The sequence below is a fragment of the Wolbachia endosymbiont (group A) of Gastracanthus pulcherrimus genome (genome assembly GCF_964028265.1).
Taxonomy (GTDB): Bacteria; Pseudomonadota; Alphaproteobacteria; order Rickettsiales; family Anaplasmataceae; genus Wolbachia; species Wolbachia pipientis.
The window spans coordinates 778,902-795,408 of record NZ_OZ034763.1 but is presented as its reverse complement, the minus strand read 5'-3'; the positions used below and the strand labels follow the sequence as shown (position 1 = coordinate 795,408).

The following is a 16,507-nucleotide window of genomic DNA, read 5'->3' as shown; positions in this document are numbered from 1 at the left end:
TGATCCATTGTTTTCACAATAGGCCTCAATCCAAATTCCCATGTTAACGTTTCCAGCTCCCGCCTCGTCAAACGCAGCATCCGCACTACGCTTTCCTAGCAGATTCTTTACCAAAGTTTATAACATATTGTGCTGGTGATGCTTTCGGTTTGTAATACCTTATTCTGTAGTCTGAATATAGACCCAGCGTTTTGTATATCCATTCGCTACTCCACTTCTTCCAACCAAACCCTCTCTTCACTTTCAGCTAATAAGTGATTTTCTATTTCACCTTCCAAACTTGCCTCCAGCAGCTTTTTTATAAATGGTGTAAATGCTCCATCCCTTCCTGTTAATGGTCTGCCTTCCCTTATTGATGACAGTATATTTGCTTCCAGTTCTTTGTAATCTACCAAACCGGTAGTTCTGTTTACTACTTTCTGACTCATTGTCAAACCTCCATTTTTTTTATATCAATTTATTACTTTTTTTTTGGTTTGACACACTTTTTTGAACATTCCCTGTTAAGATGCCTAATCTACTTTCAGCTCCTCAGTATGTAAACTGCGTGGTAAAGACTCTAATTCCTTTGCAGCACTTAAACTTTTATTTTTTGCATGTATACCAAGCTTATTGAATTCTCGAGCAGCAGGAAACACCCTTGCTTCAAGAGAGCCAGCAGTTTTATTATAATGATCAACAGCACTTTTTAAGCTCCTGCGCAAATTATCAAAGTTTTCACCCATTGTGCAAATGCGCTCATATAAAATATGACCTAGTTCACTGATTTTCTTTGCGTTTTCAGCTATCATCTCTTGCTTCCATCCATACGCTATTGCTCTCAGCAACGCAATTAGAGTGATCGGTGTTGCAATGATCACTTTTTTTTCCACTCCAATCTCTATCAAAGCAGGCTCATATTCCAGTGCTGCGCTAAAAACCCCCTCCCCTGTTAAGAAAAGCACCACAAGTTCTGGCGTATTTTCAAATTGATTCCAATACTCTTTTTTACCCAAGTCATTTATGTGTTTTTTTATTGCCAGGGAATGGTTCTTTAATTTCTCCTTTTGTATTTGCAAATCATTTTGTGATATAGCATCCATGTAAGAATCAAGCGGCACTTTAGCATCTATTATTATTTGCTTTCCAGATGGCATTTTGATTATTAAATCAGGACGCAATAAATTATCCTCGTTTTTATCAATCACTGACGGCTGAGTAAAAAAATCGCAATACTCAATCATTCCTGCCATTTCTACCACTCTTTTGAGTTGCATTTCACCCCATTTGCCCCTAATGTGAGGTTTCCTCAGGGCATTAGCAAGGTTGGAAGTTTGGTTCATCAGCGCTCCAATTTGCTCCTTTAAACCTTCATAGGCCCCTACCCTCTCCTTTTCTAGCTCACGTATTTCATTATCGAATTTTTCTAATTTTTCTTTTATTGGAGTTACAACTTCGTTGATCGTTGCTTGTCTTTTTTTGAAATCGCTTTCCGTTTCTTTTAATTTACTATCGATTACTTCCTTTGCTAAGTTCAGAAAATTATTGTTATTTGTTTGCAAAGCATCAAGAGAGAGCGCTTTAAAAGTGTTTGTTAATCTCTCCTCTGCTTTTGTTAGTAATTCTATTTCCTTTTTCTTTTCCTCACGTTCTTTTTGCAGAGTTACTTCAAGTTCTGCTCTTTTGACCCTTAAATCAACTATTTCTTCATTCTTCGTAAGCAAAGTTTGCTTTGTTTCTTGAAGTTCTTGCTCTAATTTACATAAATTACCCTCAAGGTTTGCTTTCTTTTCGCTCAGTTTTTTTACGATAATGTAGAAAAATAGTAATAGAGAGACAACCAGAGCTATAGAATTGAAAAGCATCAGAATAAAAAAGCTGTATTTACAATTCTATATGATTTTTGTGTGTATAAGAAAGAAAAAAGGAGCACCTAAAGAGGTGACCTTACCCAGAAAAAGCAGAGAGAAAGTTAAGACGTTTTTATCATGAGAATAAATTGTGCAGGAATGCAATAGTTAATAGTAGAATGTCTACGTTATTTGTTATAAAAGATTTCTATGTATTCAAATATGGCAGTTCTGGTTTGTTGAGCGAGAAGTATCAATAAGCAGCTCCCTTTTAAGTGAACTTTTCTGCAACAGAGTTATCGTAACAACAGCCCTTATGGCTCATGCTGGAAATGATGTTTTTTGTATTCAATAGAAATTGGTAATTTTGAGAGGTATACTGTGACCCTTGATCGCTATGTAACAGCAGATTTTTATCGGGTTTGCGTTTATCAACGGCCATCAATAAAGAATCTATAACTAATTATCATGTTACTCATTAACCACCATGCGTGAATATAGGTCAATTATTGCCGCCAACAACCTTCTTTAGTTTTTATGTAGGTAATCCCAAACTTTATTTGGCTGATCAGTAGTAAAATTTTGATCCAATGTGTTCGGAGCCACAACTCGGTTGCTTATTTGCTGTTTTTTATTTTTGAACCTTCGTCTAAGCTTGGTTTTAATGCCATTTTCTTGCATAACACTTTGTACTGTTTTAATTTTTGCCTAAAGCTTTTAATTCAGCGTGAATTTTAGGGGCTCCATATCTGCATTTAGAATGCTTGATGTATTTTTTGAATATCTGCTAGAAGCCCTTCTTTTGCTAATTCTTTACTGCTTTTTTCCTTAGCAACCCATACCACCAGTACAAAACCCTACATAGTTCCTGTGTTTTATAGCAATTTCTATATAAAAGAATACTTTACTCTTTTTCTTTGCCCAGGGCTTTTTTTAAGATGTCTCTTTCTCTTATTAGCTCTTTTTTTAGATCAAATCTTTCTTTGTCATAAGGAGCCTTTGCCTGGAAATGCGTATGCTCCAGACATTTTTCCATCATATTTTCTTACTTAACATACTGCCATCTATACCTAGATCTTTTGCTATTTTTGTACTTGCTTGACCTGTTTCTTTAACCAGCTTAACAGCTTCTAATTTGAATTCTGCTGTATATTCTCTTCTATTTGTCATATTTTGAAAAAACGTTTTATTTTACTCCAAAAACGTCTTAACTTTCTCTCTACTTTTTCTGGGTAAGGTCAATTTACCGCCGCGGCGTTAACTAGTAGCGGGATGACGGGTTACCAAATTGTAGAAGTTGCTTTAGCTATAAATTCAAGTTTTATCAATGTCTTGTGTTGTTACCCAAATAATGGTTGTGCAAGCGCTTAATTTTTTGATCAAAAAGGAACAAGTTTAGTAAAAAATAATGATATTATTAGTGGAACATAAAACAGTCCCACTGCAGTACTGATTAGAAGCAATAGAGTAGCTTTATCTGGTTGATAATTCAAAATATTAGCAAGTATTATACTGGACCCAGAAACTGGAATAATAGCTAGCAACATCAGTGCTTTATATATGCTCTCATCGTATATACCTATAACATGCTTGTCTAAAAGGACAATTCCTAAAACAAACAGTGGCCAGAATACGTACTTTGCTGTAATAGTGATCAAAGCAAGCTTCCAATCTATTTTAAAGCTTGCAATATTCGCAATGCTCACTCCAAGTAGCACCATTCCTAATGTGACAAATGTACTTCTAATATTCATCATAACATCTGTTAAAAAAGTAGGTATTTGTATATCGTATATACTTAAAAAGAAGCCCAGAACCATCGCATAAAGCGAAGGAAGTTTGAACAACTTTAATATGCATTCTTTTGCGGTATAAATACCATTTGCAGCTATGTAAAATCCTAAGCTGTTTTCAAATAGCGCCATTCCTATATAACAAACAACATATACAGATACTGAATCTTCATCAAATAAAGCCATGGCAATCGGCAGGCCAAAATAACCCATACTTGTGCTGCCCGAGCTAAATGCTAATATGTTTCTTGTGTTATCCTTAAATAAAAAAGAAGAAAGATAATACACTGATAAGGACATAGTGCTACCTATAAACCATATCAAAATCGGCAGAGAAATTACTTTTAAGTTAACTTCTGTATGAGAGACTCCATATAAAATCACTATTGGATTAGCTATATAAAAAAGTATTTGAGATATAGTGTTTCTATCAATTTTAAGATATTTTCCTGCTAAGTAACCAATAAATATTGTAATATAAATAGGTAATATTTTGAGAAAAAGAGTAAGGAACATACTAGCCTATTGTAATATTTTTGATTGATAAAGTGACATTAGATCTTAAGGTGTTGTAAAAGTAAACAAAATTTATTTTCCAATTTATCCAGCTCATAGTTAATTAAATTAGTGCCAAAATTTGTTTTTACATAGGACTTAAGAATGACATTTGTATGATAAAATTATGTTAAGTTTCTGTAAAGCTTCTTGCATATTTTTGAATAATGACATATTTACTAAAAATTAAACTGCTTGTAGTAATTTAGACGGACTGTTGAAAAAGTAAGAGGAAATAAGTAAAGTTAGGACAGAGAGTAAGAGCTTTAACATAGTTGTCATATTTTTCTTTAATTAACCCTAGTGTCCAATTTATCCACCATTCCTTCACATGAGGTGTTTCTAACCATTTTAATAACAGTAAAAAATGTTTTCTTTCAACGCTTTAAATGTGATATTTTTATTCATTAATTAAAAATCTCAAATGTTACTACCATTTCTGTTAATCCTGTCTCTCATTGCCAAGTTCATTGAAATTGACATTTCCGTACCTAGTTTTTCTTATATGGTGCACTATTTTAACGTACCGGAAGGCATAATTCAATTAACTATTGCTTATAATTTCCTAGGCTTTTGCATAGGAGGGTTGTTTTTTGGTCCATTGTCTGAATGCTATGGCAGAAGGAGAATTATGATCATAGGTAACACTTTGTTATTAATCGGCGCTGTTGGTTGTGTTTTTGCACCGTCGATTTTTTGGCTTTTAATCTCTCGCTTTGTTCAGGGCATTGGTGTTAGCACATCTGTAGTTGTGTTTGCAATCGTTGCAGACAGCTACAAAGGCGACGAAGCGGTGAAATTTATTGGAATCATGAATTCTGTTCTTACAGTTGTCATGGCAATTGCGCCAGTGTTAGGCAGTTTCATCAATGAAATTGTAGGATGGCGTGGTAATTATGCAACTGTTGCAATACTTTGTTTAATCTCTTGGGTTTTGCTGCTTTTAGCGTTACCAGAAACAAAAAAGGACCGCGATATTTTCAGTTTGAAAAAAATGATGAAAGATTACAGAAAACTACTATCTAGTCCGAGGTTTGTTACGTTGTCTTTGATGTCAAGCCTCTTTTCTGCTGCGTATATGTCATTCATTACTTGTGGACCTTTTCTGTATATGAAGACTTTTGGTTTATCTAGCACTATTTATGCACTACATCAAGGTGCAATAGTTGGGTGCTTCTCACTCATCAGTCTATTTGCTGGCAAAATCTTGCAGAAACTTGGAGCAATAAAGTGTGTAATTTCTGGTACGAGCGTGGGTGCTATTGGGTCTCTATTGCTTGTAATATTCAGTATAATTGTACCTCACTCTTTCTACTTAGAGGTTGTCCGGAAACAAGTAAAAGGCTATAATATCTGAAATTTTAGTACGGGGTAAAGATGAGAAAAAAGTATCCAACAGATCTAAGCGAAAGGGAATAGGCAAGAATAGAAAAACACTTCAGAGTATCATACAAGAAAGGAGGAAGGCCGCCAAAGTATAGCAAAAGAGAAATATTAGAAGCAATTTTCTATGTATTGCGTACAGGGTGTCAATGGCGGTATTTACCAAATGATTTTCCGCTATGGAAGACTGTGTATGAGCAGTTCAGGCAATGGAAGAAGCAGGGAATTTTTGAGAAAATGAATTATGAAATTACAAAATATAGTAGAAGAAAAATAGGAAGGAATGAGCAGCCGAGTGCCTGTATAGTAGATAGTCAATCTGTAAAGACTACAGAAAAGGGGGGATCAAAGGCTATGATGGAAGTAAAAAAGTAAAGGGTAGAAAAAGGCATATAATTACAGACACTCAGGGTTTTATACTAGGTTGTTACGTAGGCGCTGCTAACGAAAATGATAGAGATGGTATTAAAATAGCATTAAACAATATGAGAACAAAATATACTAAAGTTAAAAAAATGTGGGCTGACATGGGATACCAAGGAAGAAATTTAAAGAATCACATAAAGGAAGAATATGACATAGATATTGAAATTGTTACAAGGCCTCCATGTAGATTTTGGGTGCACAAAGATACGCCACCTGAGCTACTACCAACAAGAGAACAAGGGTTTAAAGTACAGCCAAGAAGATGGGTTGTAGAAAGGACTTTTGCTTGGGTTAATAGGAATAGAAGGCTATCGAAGGAGTATGATTTACTCACAACATCCACTGAGAATTTCATATACCTAGCTATGAGTAGGGTTATGTTAAAGAGGGAATATGCTTGAATTTACTTGTTTCCGGACAACCTCTTATACCAATTCCCATTACAGGGCAAACAGATGGACAATGATGGAAGAAAAGCCATACTGAAGTAAGTAAAATAGCGAGGTTTAAATGGCATTAAGATCAAAATTATTGGATGAAAAAGTAGTAGAATCAGCAAAAGAAATGCTGAAGAAAGTAAGGAATAATGCATATGTTTCAAAAAAACTAAATGCTGTAATTGCAGCAAAAAAGTACAGTATAACGGCTGTAGCAAAAATATATTGCATTTCAAGAAGCGCACTAACTTCGTGGGTAAAACTCTTGAAAATTGGCAGAGAAGAAAAACTGTTTGCTCCTTCACAACGTCGTAGAAAAACTAAATTAAATCAGGCTCAACTACAGCAAATTGAAGAGTGGATAGAAGAAAATCCTAATATCACCATTAAAGAAATGAGAATAAGAATCCAGGAAAAGTTCGGATTAAATATCAGCAAATCTACAGTACACCGCCATATGCAAAAGATGAAATTCTCATATATTACACCAAGACCAGTTCATAATGGACAAGATAAAAGCAAACAAGAGGAATTCAAAAAAAAATCTCAATTGAGCTATTAGCAAGTATCCAGAAAAAGAGCTATTTTTCTTTGATGAATCACGGTTTGGCACACATTCAAAAGTTGGACATGGGTGGTTTAAAAAGGGGATTAGAACACAGGTTAAAACAAAATTAGGTAGGCAAAATTTCTATCTCTATAGTGCAGTTAATCCTAGAAATGGAGAGAGTTCTAGCTTATTTGCACCAAATGTCAACACTGATTGCATGAACATATTTCTTGAGCAAATTTCGCAATATCTAGAAACACGAGAGGCTTTTCTCGTTATGGACTGTGCTAGTTGGCATAGGTCAAAAAATTTAAAGGTACCTAAAAATATCGACATTATATACCTACCTCCATACTCACCTGAGCTAAATCCTGTTGAGAGGCTTTGGTTATATATAAAACAGAACATTTTGCGCAATAAAATATACGATACAATTGCTCTACTTGAGGGTGCTTTGTGCAAATTTATTACTTCTCTTGCCAGCTCCACAATTAAACAACTCTGCAATGTTTCCTATTTGACTGGACAACAATGAGAATTGGTATAAATACCGCCATTGACACCCTGTACGCAATACATAGAAAATTGCTTCTAATATTTCTCTTTTGCTATACTTTGGCGGCCTTCCTCCTTTCTTGTATGATACTCTGAAGTGTTTTTCTATTCTTGCCTATTCCCTTTCGCTTAGATCTGTTGGATACTTTTTTCTCATCTTTACCCCGTACTAAAATTTCAGATATTATAGCCTTTTACTTGTTTCCGGACAACCTCTGAGTATGGGTTTTGCGTTATAGAATGAAGCACTTTTGGTGAATTTGTAAAGAAAACTGGATTCCAGTGGGCTTTGTTGCATCGCTAGCTATGATGGATTAAAGATAAAAAAGGTGGAGAATATCAGTAGCTTATTATTCTGGTATTTATAACAAGAACGGTCAATGAATACCTAAATTTGAGTAAAAGAAATTTCACTACCATTTACCAATCCGGCTAAAATTCAAGAATTTCAATGCTTTAGCTATTTTCAATAGAATTAAATTTATTAATATAAATAACAAATTACTATTCTTAAATTTGATCAGATTGATTGCAAAAAAACAAGATTTTCAATAGGTTGCTTATAATCCTAACTATAGTTAGCCTTTCATAAGTAGCGATGCAACAAAGCCATTCCAGTGTCAAGCACTGGAATGACAAGTTCTCGGCAACCCCTACGTCATCCCGTCACGGTATCTCTTAGCCGCTAACACGTAGCGGAATGACGATTGTCGGTAAATCTAAGTTACTGTAGCTATAAAGGCTTTCACAACAACCTATTTTCCTTGAAACTAAAATAGCTACTGAATGTAATAATAATGTGGTCTATTAATTCTATTCCTATACTTTGGCAAGCTTCTGCTAGTTGTCTAGTGAGAGATATATCGCTATTTGAAGGTTGTGTATCTCCGCTTGGATGATTGTGAGATATTACAATGGATGTTGAACCAATCAAAAGTGCGCGCTTGATGATCTCTCTGACATAAAGAGGAGTTTGATCTACTGTACCAATATTTTGCAGGTCTTCCGCTATTAGACGATACTTTTTATTCATATAGATGACACGAAAATTTTCCTTATTGAGGCTTCCTATACTTATTCTTAAATAATCAAGCAATTTTTCCCAGTTATCGATTACAGGCAGGTTTTTTATTTCTTCTCTTGCAGAACGAACAAAGGCTTGTTTTACACAAAAGATGGCAGATATCGCTGCATTGCTGACATCATCAACGTTTTGCAGCGCTTCCAGGTCAGCATTAAAAACTTTATTTAAGCTGCCAAAACTTTCTATCAAACTCTTTGCCACCGGTTTTACATCAATTCTACTATATGCTGAATATAAAATGTGCTCTAAAACTTCATAATCAAGTAATGATTGTCCATTATCTAAAATAATTTTCTCTCTTAGGCGCTTTCTATGCCCCTTTTTGTAATTTTTCATCATCAATGAATTGCTTATCTCTTGTATAATAAGAAATTAGATTTTTAAGTAAAATATTTAATAAAGCGCATGACGCACAATTGTAAGAACATTCATTTTTAAAGACAGCAAATGGTGTCATGAAAGTAGCTGAGACACTGTCCTCCTTTGTCATCCGAGTAGCTGACACTGGTTCCTTTACGACGGCAGTGCCCAGAGGTGTCATCCCAGTGCATGCACATAGTGCAAAAAATTAAAAATAAGACACCAATACGTAATACTGTTGTCGTTTAATCTGCACAGATTGAAGATAAATGAATACCTTCAGTATCATGATAAAGGGGCTGGCGAAGGGTGTCAAGTAGTTTTTAGCTCTGCCTTCTAAGGCTTTTACTCGTGACAACCACTGTGCCTGCGATCTTATCGTGCCAAGTTTGACAGCGTTTGTTGAAATTTGACCATAAAAAGCCCAAGAACAATGGTGCAACTGACAATATAAAGGAAAAAAATCTCTTTGTTGCTTGTTTTAGGGTCATCTTTTCGAAAGTTTGTGCATCCACAACTCTAAGCCCAAATAATAGTTTTCCAGGTGTAGTAGCAAACTTTACCCACATATATATTACATAGCAAAAGAGCATAATAAACTGGACTATTTGATTTAGGATTAGTAATTTTATAAGTCTACTCTGCGTTGTCTTTTCTTCCGCAGACAGTGGTGCTTGCATTGGGGATTTTGCAGCAATTTGACTTAATATTTTGCTATCCTCTGAGTTCATAAAGAGCTGATTTAAGGCTTGGCTGCAAAACTGCAAGAACAAAACGATAATAATCAAATCAAGCAATACTGATATATAGCGCCTGAGGCCCGTTACATAACATATCCCATTTTCATCTTTCTTTACCTTTTGAATAACATTTATAGAAGAAAAAATAGAAAATAAACGATTAAAAAATTTATGTAACATATATATACTTTCCAATATTTAACGTGCCCCTGGCCGGACTTGAACCAGCATGCTTTTGCAAGCAACAGATTTTGAGTCTGCCGTGTCTACCATTCCACCACAGGGGCATTAAGTTTTAATGCTATAGGCAACACGGAATTAGTCAAATTTTTTTGCCTTTACATCTTTCAAATGAGGACTAAATATTCTACAATAATCAACAGTTACTCTCAAAACTTAAAATGAATGAATTAGCTAGTCTCTTGGGTTCAAGAAGTGTAGACAAGGAAATATGTAAATTACCGCATAACCTAGAAGCTGAACAGATGCTTATTGGTGCAATGATTCGTGATAATAGAATCTGTGATGCGGTTGAAGACACAATCACAGCGGAGAATTTCTATGATCCATTACATCAAAGTATTTTTACGCAAATATCCAAAACCAGGAAACATGGCATAATTGCCAATGAACTGAGCCTCAAAATGTTTTTTGAGAACGACCAAGCGTTTACCGAATGTGGTGGGGTAGAGTACTTAGCAAAGCTTGCAGCGAAGGCAAGTATTGCGCTTGATATCTATAGTTTGACTAGAATAATCCGTGATACTTACTTAAGGAGATGTTTAATTAAGCTCGGGCAAGAAATAGTTGGTGATAGCTACAACTACGATATTGAAAATCCTGCACAGGCGCAAATTGAACAAGCAATGACAAAATTGTTCAATTTGGCAGTAAAAAAACAAGGTGAGAAAACATATATAAAACTTGCAAGTTCAATTAAAGATGTAGTTGAGAAGATCAGCACACTGAAAAATAATCCAGAAGCGCTAGGCGTTACAACCGGACTTCAAGATCTAAATCAGCTTCTTGGTGGTCTACAAAAATCTGATTTATTAATTTTAGCTGCAAGGCCTTCTATGGGAAAAACAGCATTGGCGCTAAACATCGCACTCAATGCTTGTAAGATGTTGCAAAAAAGAGCAGATAAGCAACACTATGTAGCGTTTTTCTCGCTTGAAATGTCAGCAGAGCAATTAACTGCAAGGCTGATCACTATAGATTCAGGGATTAGTTATTATAAGGCATTAACCGGGAGAATTAGTGATTTTGAATTGCATGAATTTATCAATACTAGTACAGAATTATCTGAACTGCCTTTCATCATAGATGACACCCCTGCGCTATCGATTAGTGCCCTTCGCACCAGAATACGCTTGCTGTATCAATTATATAATGTAGAAGTGGTATTCATTGATTATTTGCAGCTAATCAGAGGAACAACAAAAAGGAGTAATGAAAATAGAGTGCAAGAAATCTCGGAAGTGACGCAGGGTTTGAAAGCAATTGCAAAGGAGCTAAATATTCCCATTGTTGCACTATCTCAGCTCTCTCGTTCTGTTGAGCAGAGGGATGATAAAAAACCACAACTTTCTGATTTACGTGATTCAGGGAGCATAGAGCAAGACGCAGATATAGTAATGTTTCTCTATAGAGAAGAGTATTATGAACTAAGAAAACAGCCAAATGAAGGAAACAATAAACATCGGGAATGGCAAGAGAAAATGGAAAAAATTAGAAACATTGCAGAGCTCATTATTGCAAAGCAGAGAAATGGACCAATTGGCAGTGTGAAGCTATATTTTGACTCTAACAGAGGTTCGTTTAAAGATTACACAGAAAGGCATAGTTCATAGCTTGGCAGCAATCTTCTTGTTCCCAAGTTCATTGATTATTTTTTTATGTAAAGATAGCTTGACAATTTCTTAAAAATCCTTTTATAATGGTATTATATTTTATAATACGTGAGATGATGAATAAAAACAATGTACCCTATCTTATAGCTGGTGCTCTGGCTACTGCAACTTTATTAGCATCTGAAGTGTTTGCTGCAGCTCCTTATATTGGTTTCTTAGCTCCAGTTGCAGCATTAAGTGTTGGCTTGCCATTTATTATTGGTTATGCTGTGTTTTCTGTTGTAACTATTGCACTTTCGTATAAAGCAATTAGTGAGAACAAAACAAATTCTGAGTTAAAAAATAAAATGAAAGCTCAAGAGCAAACAATTTCTGGGCAAAAAACTCAACTAGCTAAAAAAGAAGCGGAAGTAAAAGCTAAAGAGGAAGAAAATTCTAAGTTAAAAAATAAAGTAGAAGCTCAAGAGGAAGAAAATTCTAAGTTAAAAGATCAAGTACGCACTCAAAAGCAGAAAAATTCTGAGCAAAAAACTCAACTAGCTGAAAAAAATAAAAAGATAGAAGAAGACAAATTAAAAGTGGCAATTGCTGATGGCACTGTTCAGCTTGCAAAAGGAACAGTTAATAGCGCTGTTTGGTTTGCAAAAGAAGCAGTTAATGGTGTCTTGTATTCTGGCAAATATGCTTACGATAATTATGTGCCATCAACTGAGTCTACAAAAGGAACACTTAGTGGTATTGGAGGTGGCTTGAAAAATACTTATGATGCGTCAATTGCATCTGTAAGAGGAGCACTTAACAGCGTTGGAAGCAGCTTGTACAGTAGGATTTATGGTACTAAGGTTTCTAGTCCGGAAGAGCAGTTTAAGCGTGAAGATGGATCTAAACCTAGCATGCAAGAACTAACTCGTTTGGATTATTTAAATCTTGAGGTTCTTTCCAGTGAGCAAAAGCAACGAGCTAATAGTTTGGATTATTTAAATATTGATAACGTTCCTAAGCAACCTGATCATTTAAATGTTGATGCTGCTAAAAGTGATTTAATGAGTCTTTCTGAGGATCAGGATGTATTTTATGATGCAGAATCTGGTGATGAAAAAGATACTGAGGTTTCTAGCCTGAAAGAGCAGTTGGATGAAAACAATAAAACAAAAATTCAGTCAAGAATTTCTGTTGTATATGAGTTAGTAAAAGGGAAATTTACCAGCTTTTGGAGTGGTGTACAAAATAGTTATGTACTAGGTACTAATCTGTTGCATGCTCAACATAAAAACACCTTGGCTAATGTACCACAAGAAGAGGTTATAAATAAAGAAGCTCAAAAGCCAGAAGAGCAAGCAGAGCAAAAGCCAAATCTTCAAAGGGACAACAGCATAAACAATACGAAAGAAGACGGTAAAAATAAAAGAAGTGGAGCCGCAAGAAGAAAAAGAAAACAAGCACGAGTAGAACAACCTATAGTGTATGCAGTTAAAATAAGTAATAAATATGATGTGTTACTACCTGAATGCTTCCTTGGTTAAACATCAACCCTCAAAAAAACCGGCGTAGGTTTAGGCAGCGTAATGCCTGAACTTACGCACGTGTCGTACAAAGATTTTAAATCTCGTTGTTCTTTCGGAATTTGCAGTTGATTTAGTATCATCTCTGCTGACTTTGGAACAATCGGTTGCAATAAAGTGCCAATTATCCTGATATATTCCAGTAACTTGTAAATTACTAAATTCATGCGTTCTCTATCAGTTTTGCTTAATGTCCAGGGTGCACTTTTGTCTATGTAGGCATTTGCTTCAGAAGAGATGTTGATAATTAGAAGTATAATCTGGTTAAATTCATACTTTGATAAATGGTCCATCACTTGACCTAGTATAGCTTTGCAATTTGGCAGACTTTCTTCACCTCTAAGTAAATCTCGATCAATTGTTGGTACAATTCCAGAGCATTGCTTGTGTAAAAATGAAATTGTTCTTTGTACTAAATTGCCTATGTTGTTTGCCAGTTCTGAATTTATCCGGCTGATCATATTTTTCTTACTAAAGTTACCATCCTGGCCAAAACTTGCTTCTCGAAGGAGAAAATAGCGTAGTTGATCAACACCAAACTCTTGAGCGAGGCCAATTGGATCTATGACATTACCAAGGGACTTGGATATTTTTTCTCCCTCGTTTAGCCACCAACCATGAACTGCAATTTGTTTTGGTAGTGGCAAATCTGCTGCAAGGAGAATTGCCGGCCAATATACGGCGTGAAAGCGCAATATGTCTTTACCAATTACATGAACGTTGAAAGAGCTGTCAGCTAGGTTTGCAGCGCGTAACACTGGAATCTGCGTTTTCCCTTGGTTTGGTGTCATTCCAGCGCGTGACGCTGGAATCTGCGTTTTAGATTCTGCCCAAAACCTCTTATATTCCTCACCTTCAGTACTAGGGAAACCTATTGATGTAAGATAATTGGTTAATGCATCTATCCAGACATAGATTACGTGTTTGTCATTACCTGGTACTTTTATTCCCCAGTTAAAACTAGTGCGAGAGATTGAGAGGTCAATGAGCCCTGATCTTACAAACGATATCACTTCATTTCTTCTGCTCTCAGGAAAGATAAAACTTGGCTGATTTTTATAGAGTTCCAGTAATTTGTCTTGCCAGTTTGACAAGCGAAAAAAGTAGCTCTCTTCTTTTATCCACTGAACTTCTGCGCCTGTTGGTGCTTTGCCATCTATCAGCTCTGATTCCTGATAAAATGCTTCATCACGAACTGAATACCAACCCGAATAGGAATCCAAATATATTTGCCCTCTCTCTTCAAGTCTATTCCATAAAGCTATAACTGCTTTTTTGTGACGTTCCTCCGTAGTGCGAATAAAATCGTCATACTCAAAATTCATGAACTTAGCCAATTCTTTAAATGAAACGCTCACTTCATCTGTAAATTCTTTTGGCTGCATTTCCTTTGCTTTAGCTGCTTTTTCTATTTTTTGTCCATGTTCATCTGTACCGGTGGTAAATTTGACATTTTTCCCAGCTAGTTTCATGAACCTTGCCACCACGTCACACAAGAGAGAAGTGTATGCATGACCAATATGTGGCTTATCGTTTACGTAATATACTGGCGTGGTGATGTAAAAGTTCTCGAATTGTTCCATGGTTTAGCATTTTGATAAAAATCAACTGAGTTAATTATAGTATTAAAAAGGCAGTAATAAATAAATATTGATTAGGTTAAGCATAATTTTTGAAAAAAGCGATTTACTGAAATTTTATAAAAATAAGAAACAATCAGGCATGATTATTGAAAGAACAATGGGAAATTTTCTTGTAATTCTATTTATAGTTTTCTATGCATTTGATGCACACGCTGATGGAGCAACAGATGTAATGTGTAATGTAATAGGTTACGTTCATGGAATAGGTGGACCAATGATTACAGTGGTAATAATTGGTTCAAGCTTACTTGCAATATTTGGCAGAATGCCTTGGCCTGCACTTTTCGCACTGGGTATGTTTGTTGCTGTGTTTTTTGGTGCTCCTCAAATTGTAACAAAGGTAACAGAAAAAGAAGTTTGTTGTCTTTTTAAAGGTCAAACCTTGGAGAATGGAAAGTGTGTTGCTGATCCTGGATATGAACGTGTAGGTACAGGTTATGCTTGTCGTTCCGGTTGGGCGCTAACTAATAAAGGCTACTGTATAAAAGCTGGCCAAGATCCTTCAAAGTATTGGAAGTGAAAATGGTGCTTTTATAGAGTTAAATCTAACAAACCGCAGAGTATATAATTAACATCCACGCCTTTAGTTAGATTCCACTCACGCTTTATTACGTTGTACTCCATGCCAGCCATGTTTTGCAGCGTTACATTATTTTCTCTTAAGTGATTTGCAATTTCTGACGGCTTGAGAAATTTATTCCAGTTATGTGTACCTTTTGGCAGCCAATTTAATATGTACTCTGCACCAATTATTGCAAGACAAAAGGATTTAATAGTTCTATTTATTGTGGATATAAAGATTAACCCCTCCGGTTTTAGCAGTTCTATCGCTTTTTTCATGAAAAGCTCTAAATTATCCACATGTTCAACTACTTCCATCAGCAGAACCACGTCGTACTTCTTGTCATTGCTTAGCTCTTCAATGCTGGTGTGTATATATTCTATATTTAACCCTACTTTTTTTGCATGTGAATGCGCTACTTTTATGTTTTCTTCACATACATCTATTCCCACAACGTTAATGCCAACGCGTGCCATTGACTCTGACAAAATGCCACCACCGCATCCAACATCAAGCAATGATAATTCTTTCAAATTGCATTTTTTTAACTCTTTTATTTTCTCAATAATGTAAGATACTCTAACAGGATTCATCATGTGCAATGGTTTGAATTTGCCGTTCTCATCCCACCACTGGCCTGCCATTTTAGCGAATTTTGATATTTCATCTTCGTTATAAGTTTTTGTTTTTTTTTTCTTAGAGGTTATATTGCTGAGTTTATCAAGGCGTTTTTTATGTCTGCTTTCTTTTGAAAATTCTGTTTCGAGGAATTGTTTGACTATGTCTTTTGCTAATCCACTCGCAGTAAACCCTGCACCAAGACACAGTACATTTGCGTTGCCATGCTCGCGAGCTAATTTTGCGATCTCAACACTGTTACATAAAGCAGCGTAGATTCCTTCAAAACGATTTGCCACAGTACTCATGCCCAAACCTGTACCACAAATTAATATCCCATAATTTGCTTTTTTGCTTGTTATATCTTCTACAACTTTAACAGCATAGTTTGGGTAATCTACACACTTTTGCTTAACAGTGCAGCCTTGATCTACTACTCTGTAACCTAGGGCTTCCAGGTAAGGTTTTATTTCTGATTTTAATTCATAACCAGCATGATCTGAGGCAATTGATACTATACCTAACATATAAGAAATAAGGACATTTTATATGGGTTT

At 35.5% G+C, this 16,507-nt stretch carries 16 protein-coding genes, 1 tRNA gene and 3 pseudogenes; 6 read left to right on the top strand and 14 right to left on the bottom strand.

What is annotated here, in order from left to right; all coding sequences use genetic code 11:
- Nucleotides 1-233: 233 nt before the first annotated feature.
- The 6 genes and pseudogenes from ABWU47_RS04195 to ABWU47_RS04170 form a co-directional block, all read right to left on the bottom strand.
- Nucleotides 234-428, bottom strand: a pseudogene (locus tag ABWU47_RS04195) (IS256 family transposase); the annotation flags it as partial.
- Between the two features lie 84 nt (nt 429-512).
- Nucleotides 513-1,844, bottom strand: a complete 1,332-nt coding sequence (gene rmuC / locus ABWU47_RS04190) for a DNA recombination protein RmuC (protein WP_077188164.1) — start codon at nt 1,842-1,844, stop codon at nt 513-515.
- A gap of 256 nt (nt 1,845-2,100) precedes the next feature.
- Nucleotides 2,101-2,271 (bottom strand): DDE-type integrase/transposase/recombinase, encoded by a 171-nt coding sequence (locus ABWU47_RS04185; RefSeq protein WP_080717647.1) that lies wholly within the window; start codon nt 2,269-2,271, stop codon nt 2,101-2,103.
- Between the two features lie 462 nt (nt 2,272-2,733).
- Nucleotides 2,734-2,868, bottom strand: a complete 135-nt coding sequence (locus ABWU47_RS04180) for a hypothetical protein (RefSeq protein WP_007548509.1) — start codon at nt 2,866-2,868, stop codon at nt 2,734-2,736.
- Nucleotides 2,865-2,999 carry an IS3 family transposase gene (locus ABWU47_RS04175; protein ID WP_007548354.1) on the bottom strand — a complete coding sequence of 45 codons (135 nt, stop codon included), beginning with the start codon at nt 2,997-2,999 and terminating at the stop codon, nt 2,865-2,867. The genes ABWU47_RS04180 and ABWU47_RS04175 overlap by 4 nt, the downstream gene beginning before the upstream one ends.
- A 209-nt stretch (nt 3,000-3,208) precedes the next feature.
- Nucleotides 3,209-4,138 carry an AEC family transporter gene (locus tag ABWU47_RS04170; RefSeq protein ID WP_006279391.1) on the bottom strand — a complete coding sequence of 310 codons (930 nt, stop codon included), beginning with the start codon at nt 4,136-4,138 and terminating at the stop codon, nt 3,209-3,211.
- A gap of 463 nt (nt 4,139-4,601) precedes the next feature.
- Here ABWU47_RS04170 and ABWU47_RS04165 point away from each other — a divergent pair.
- The 3 genes and pseudogenes from ABWU47_RS04165 to ABWU47_RS04155 all read left to right on the top strand — a co-directional run.
- Nucleotides 4,602-5,495 (top strand): annotated as a pseudogene (locus tag ABWU47_RS04165) (MFS transporter); the annotation flags it as partial.
- Between the two features lie 107 nt (nt 5,496-5,602).
- Nucleotides 5,603-6,387, top strand: a protein-coding gene (locus ABWU47_RS04160; protein ID WP_238513981.1) for an IS5 family transposase whose coding sequence is annotated in 2 segments (ribosomal slippage) — nt 5,603-5,924 and nt 5,924-6,387 — 786 coding nt in all. Because the reading frame shifts where the segments join, the coding sequence is not laid out codon by codon here.
- A gap of 109 nt (nt 6,388-6,496) precedes the next feature.
- Nucleotides 6,497-7,508 (top strand): IS630 family transposase gene (locus ABWU47_RS04155; RefSeq protein ID WP_410530061.1). Its coding sequence is split into 2 segments (ribosomal slippage): nt 6,497-6,976 and nt 6,978-7,508, totalling 1,011 coding nucleotides; the frame shifts between segments, so codons are not numbered across the junction.
- 9 nt (nt 7,509-7,517) lie between these two features.
- On the opposite strand, the pseudogene ABWU47_RS04150 reads toward ABWU47_RS04155, so the two are convergent.
- The 6 genes and pseudogenes from ABWU47_RS04150 to ABWU47_RS04125 form a co-directional block, all read right to left on the bottom strand.
- Nucleotides 7,518-7,637 (bottom strand): annotated as a pseudogene (locus ABWU47_RS04150) (transposase); the annotation flags it as partial.
- A gap of 401 nt (nt 7,638-8,038) precedes the next feature.
- Complete coding sequence (locus ABWU47_RS04145) at nt 8,039-8,167, bottom strand: hypothetical protein (protein ID WP_353285583.1); 129 nt, start codon at nt 8,165-8,167, stop codon at nt 8,039-8,041.
- A gap of 106 nt (nt 8,168-8,273) precedes the next feature.
- Nucleotides 8,274-8,948 (bottom strand): RadC family protein, encoded by a 675-nt coding sequence (gene radC / locus ABWU47_RS04140; protein WP_010962534.1) that lies wholly within the window; start codon nt 8,946-8,948, stop codon nt 8,274-8,276.
- Nucleotides 8,923-9,153 carry a hypothetical protein gene (locus tag ABWU47_RS04135; RefSeq protein ID WP_041573522.1) on the bottom strand — a complete coding sequence of 77 codons (231 nt, stop codon included), beginning with the start codon at nt 9,151-9,153 and terminating at the stop codon, nt 8,923-8,925. Before ABWU47_RS04135 ends, radC begins: the two co-directional genes overlap by 26 nt.
- Before the next feature lie 142 nt (nt 9,154-9,295).
- A complete protein-coding gene (locus ABWU47_RS04130; protein WP_015589093.1) occupies nt 9,296-9,892 on the bottom strand; it encodes an RDD family protein in 597 nt (198 codons plus the stop codon).
- 24 nt (nt 9,893-9,916) lie between these two features.
- A tRNA-Leu gene (locus tag ABWU47_RS04125) sits at nt 9,917-9,999 on the bottom strand.
- Between the two features lie 114 nt (nt 10,000-10,113).
- Here ABWU47_RS04125 and ABWU47_RS04120 point away from each other — a divergent pair.
- Together ABWU47_RS04120 and ABWU47_RS04115 are read left to right on the top strand one after the other, a co-directional pair.
- Nucleotides 10,114-11,565, top strand: coding sequence for a replicative DNA helicase (locus ABWU47_RS04120; protein ID WP_006279932.1), 1,452 nt, complete (start codon nt 10,114-10,116; stop codon nt 11,563-11,565).
- Between the two features lie 113 nt (nt 11,566-11,678).
- Nucleotides 11,679-13,088 carry a hypothetical protein gene (locus ABWU47_RS04115; RefSeq protein WP_186809146.1) on the top strand — a complete coding sequence of 470 codons (1,410 nt, stop codon included), beginning with the start codon at nt 11,679-11,681 and terminating at the stop codon, nt 13,086-13,088.
- Here ABWU47_RS04115 and metG read toward each other — a convergent pair.
- A complete protein-coding gene (metG, locus tag ABWU47_RS04110; RefSeq protein ID WP_006279930.1) occupies nt 13,085-14,710 on the bottom strand; it encodes a methionine--tRNA ligase in 1,626 nt (541 codons plus the stop codon). The genes ABWU47_RS04115 and metG overlap by 4 nt on opposite strands.
- A gap of 67 nt (nt 14,711-14,777) precedes the next feature.
- Here metG and ABWU47_RS07090 point away from each other — a divergent pair, with 67 nt between their 5' ends.
- Nucleotides 14,778-15,290, top strand: a complete 513-nt coding sequence (locus ABWU47_RS07090) for a TrbC/VirB2 family protein (protein ID WP_236717777.1) — start codon at nt 14,778-14,780, stop codon at nt 15,288-15,290.
- 11 nt (nt 15,291-15,301) lie between these two features.
- Here ABWU47_RS07090 and ubiG read toward each other — a convergent pair whose 3' ends face one another.
- Nucleotides 15,302-16,477 (bottom strand): bifunctional 2-polyprenyl-6-hydroxyphenol methylase/3-demethylubiquinol 3-O-methyltransferase UbiG, encoded by a 1,176-nt coding sequence (gene ubiG / locus ABWU47_RS04100; RefSeq protein ID WP_077188583.1) that lies wholly within the window; start codon nt 16,475-16,477, stop codon nt 15,302-15,304.
- Nucleotides 16,478-16,507 lie beyond the last annotated feature (30 nt).

Bases quoted from the DNA above. Each gene is read 5' to 3' on its own strand.
- rmuC (WP_077188164.1), bottom strand. From the start codon at position 1,844: ATGCTTTTCAATTCTATAGCTCTGGTTGTCTCTCTATTACTATTTTTC.
- radC (WP_010962534.1), bottom strand. From the start codon at position 8,948: ATGAAAAATTACAAAAAGGGGCATAGAAAGCGCCTAAGAGAGAAAATT.
- ABWU47_RS04175 (WP_007548354.1), bottom strand. From the start codon at position 2,999: ATGACAAATAGAAGAGAATATACAGCAGAATTCAAATTAGAAGCTGTT.
- ABWU47_RS04115 (WP_186809146.1), top strand. From the start codon at position 11,679: ATGATGAATAAAAACAATGTACCCTATCTTATAGCTGGTGCTCTGGCT.
- ABWU47_RS04130 (WP_015589093.1), bottom strand. From the start codon at position 9,892: ATGTTACATAAATTTTTTAATCGTTTATTTTCTATTTTTTCTTCTATA.
- ABWU47_RS04135 (WP_041573522.1), bottom strand. From the start codon at position 9,153: ATGACACCTCTGGGCACTGCCGTCGTAAAGGAACCAGTGTCAGCTACT.
- ABWU47_RS04185 (WP_080717647.1), bottom strand. From the start codon at position 2,271: ATGGCCGTTGATAAACGCAAACCCGATAAAAATCTGCTGTTACATAGC.
- metG (WP_006279930.1), bottom strand. From the start codon at position 14,710: ATGGAACAATTCGAGAACTTTTACATCACCACGCCAGTATATTACGTA.
- ABWU47_RS04120 (WP_006279932.1), top strand. From the start codon at position 10,114: ATGAATGAATTAGCTAGTCTCTTGGGTTCAAGAAGTGTAGACAAGGAA.
- ABWU47_RS04180 (WP_007548509.1), bottom strand. From the start codon at position 2,868: ATGATGGAAAAATGTCTGGAGCATACGCATTTCCAGGCAAAGGCTCCT.
- ABWU47_RS04170 (WP_006279391.1), bottom strand. From the start codon at position 4,138: ATGTTCCTTACTCTTTTTCTCAAAATATTACCTATTTATATTACAATA.
- ubiG (WP_077188583.1), bottom strand. From the start codon at position 16,477: ATGTTAGGTATAGTATCAATTGCCTCAGATCATGCTGGTTATGAATTA.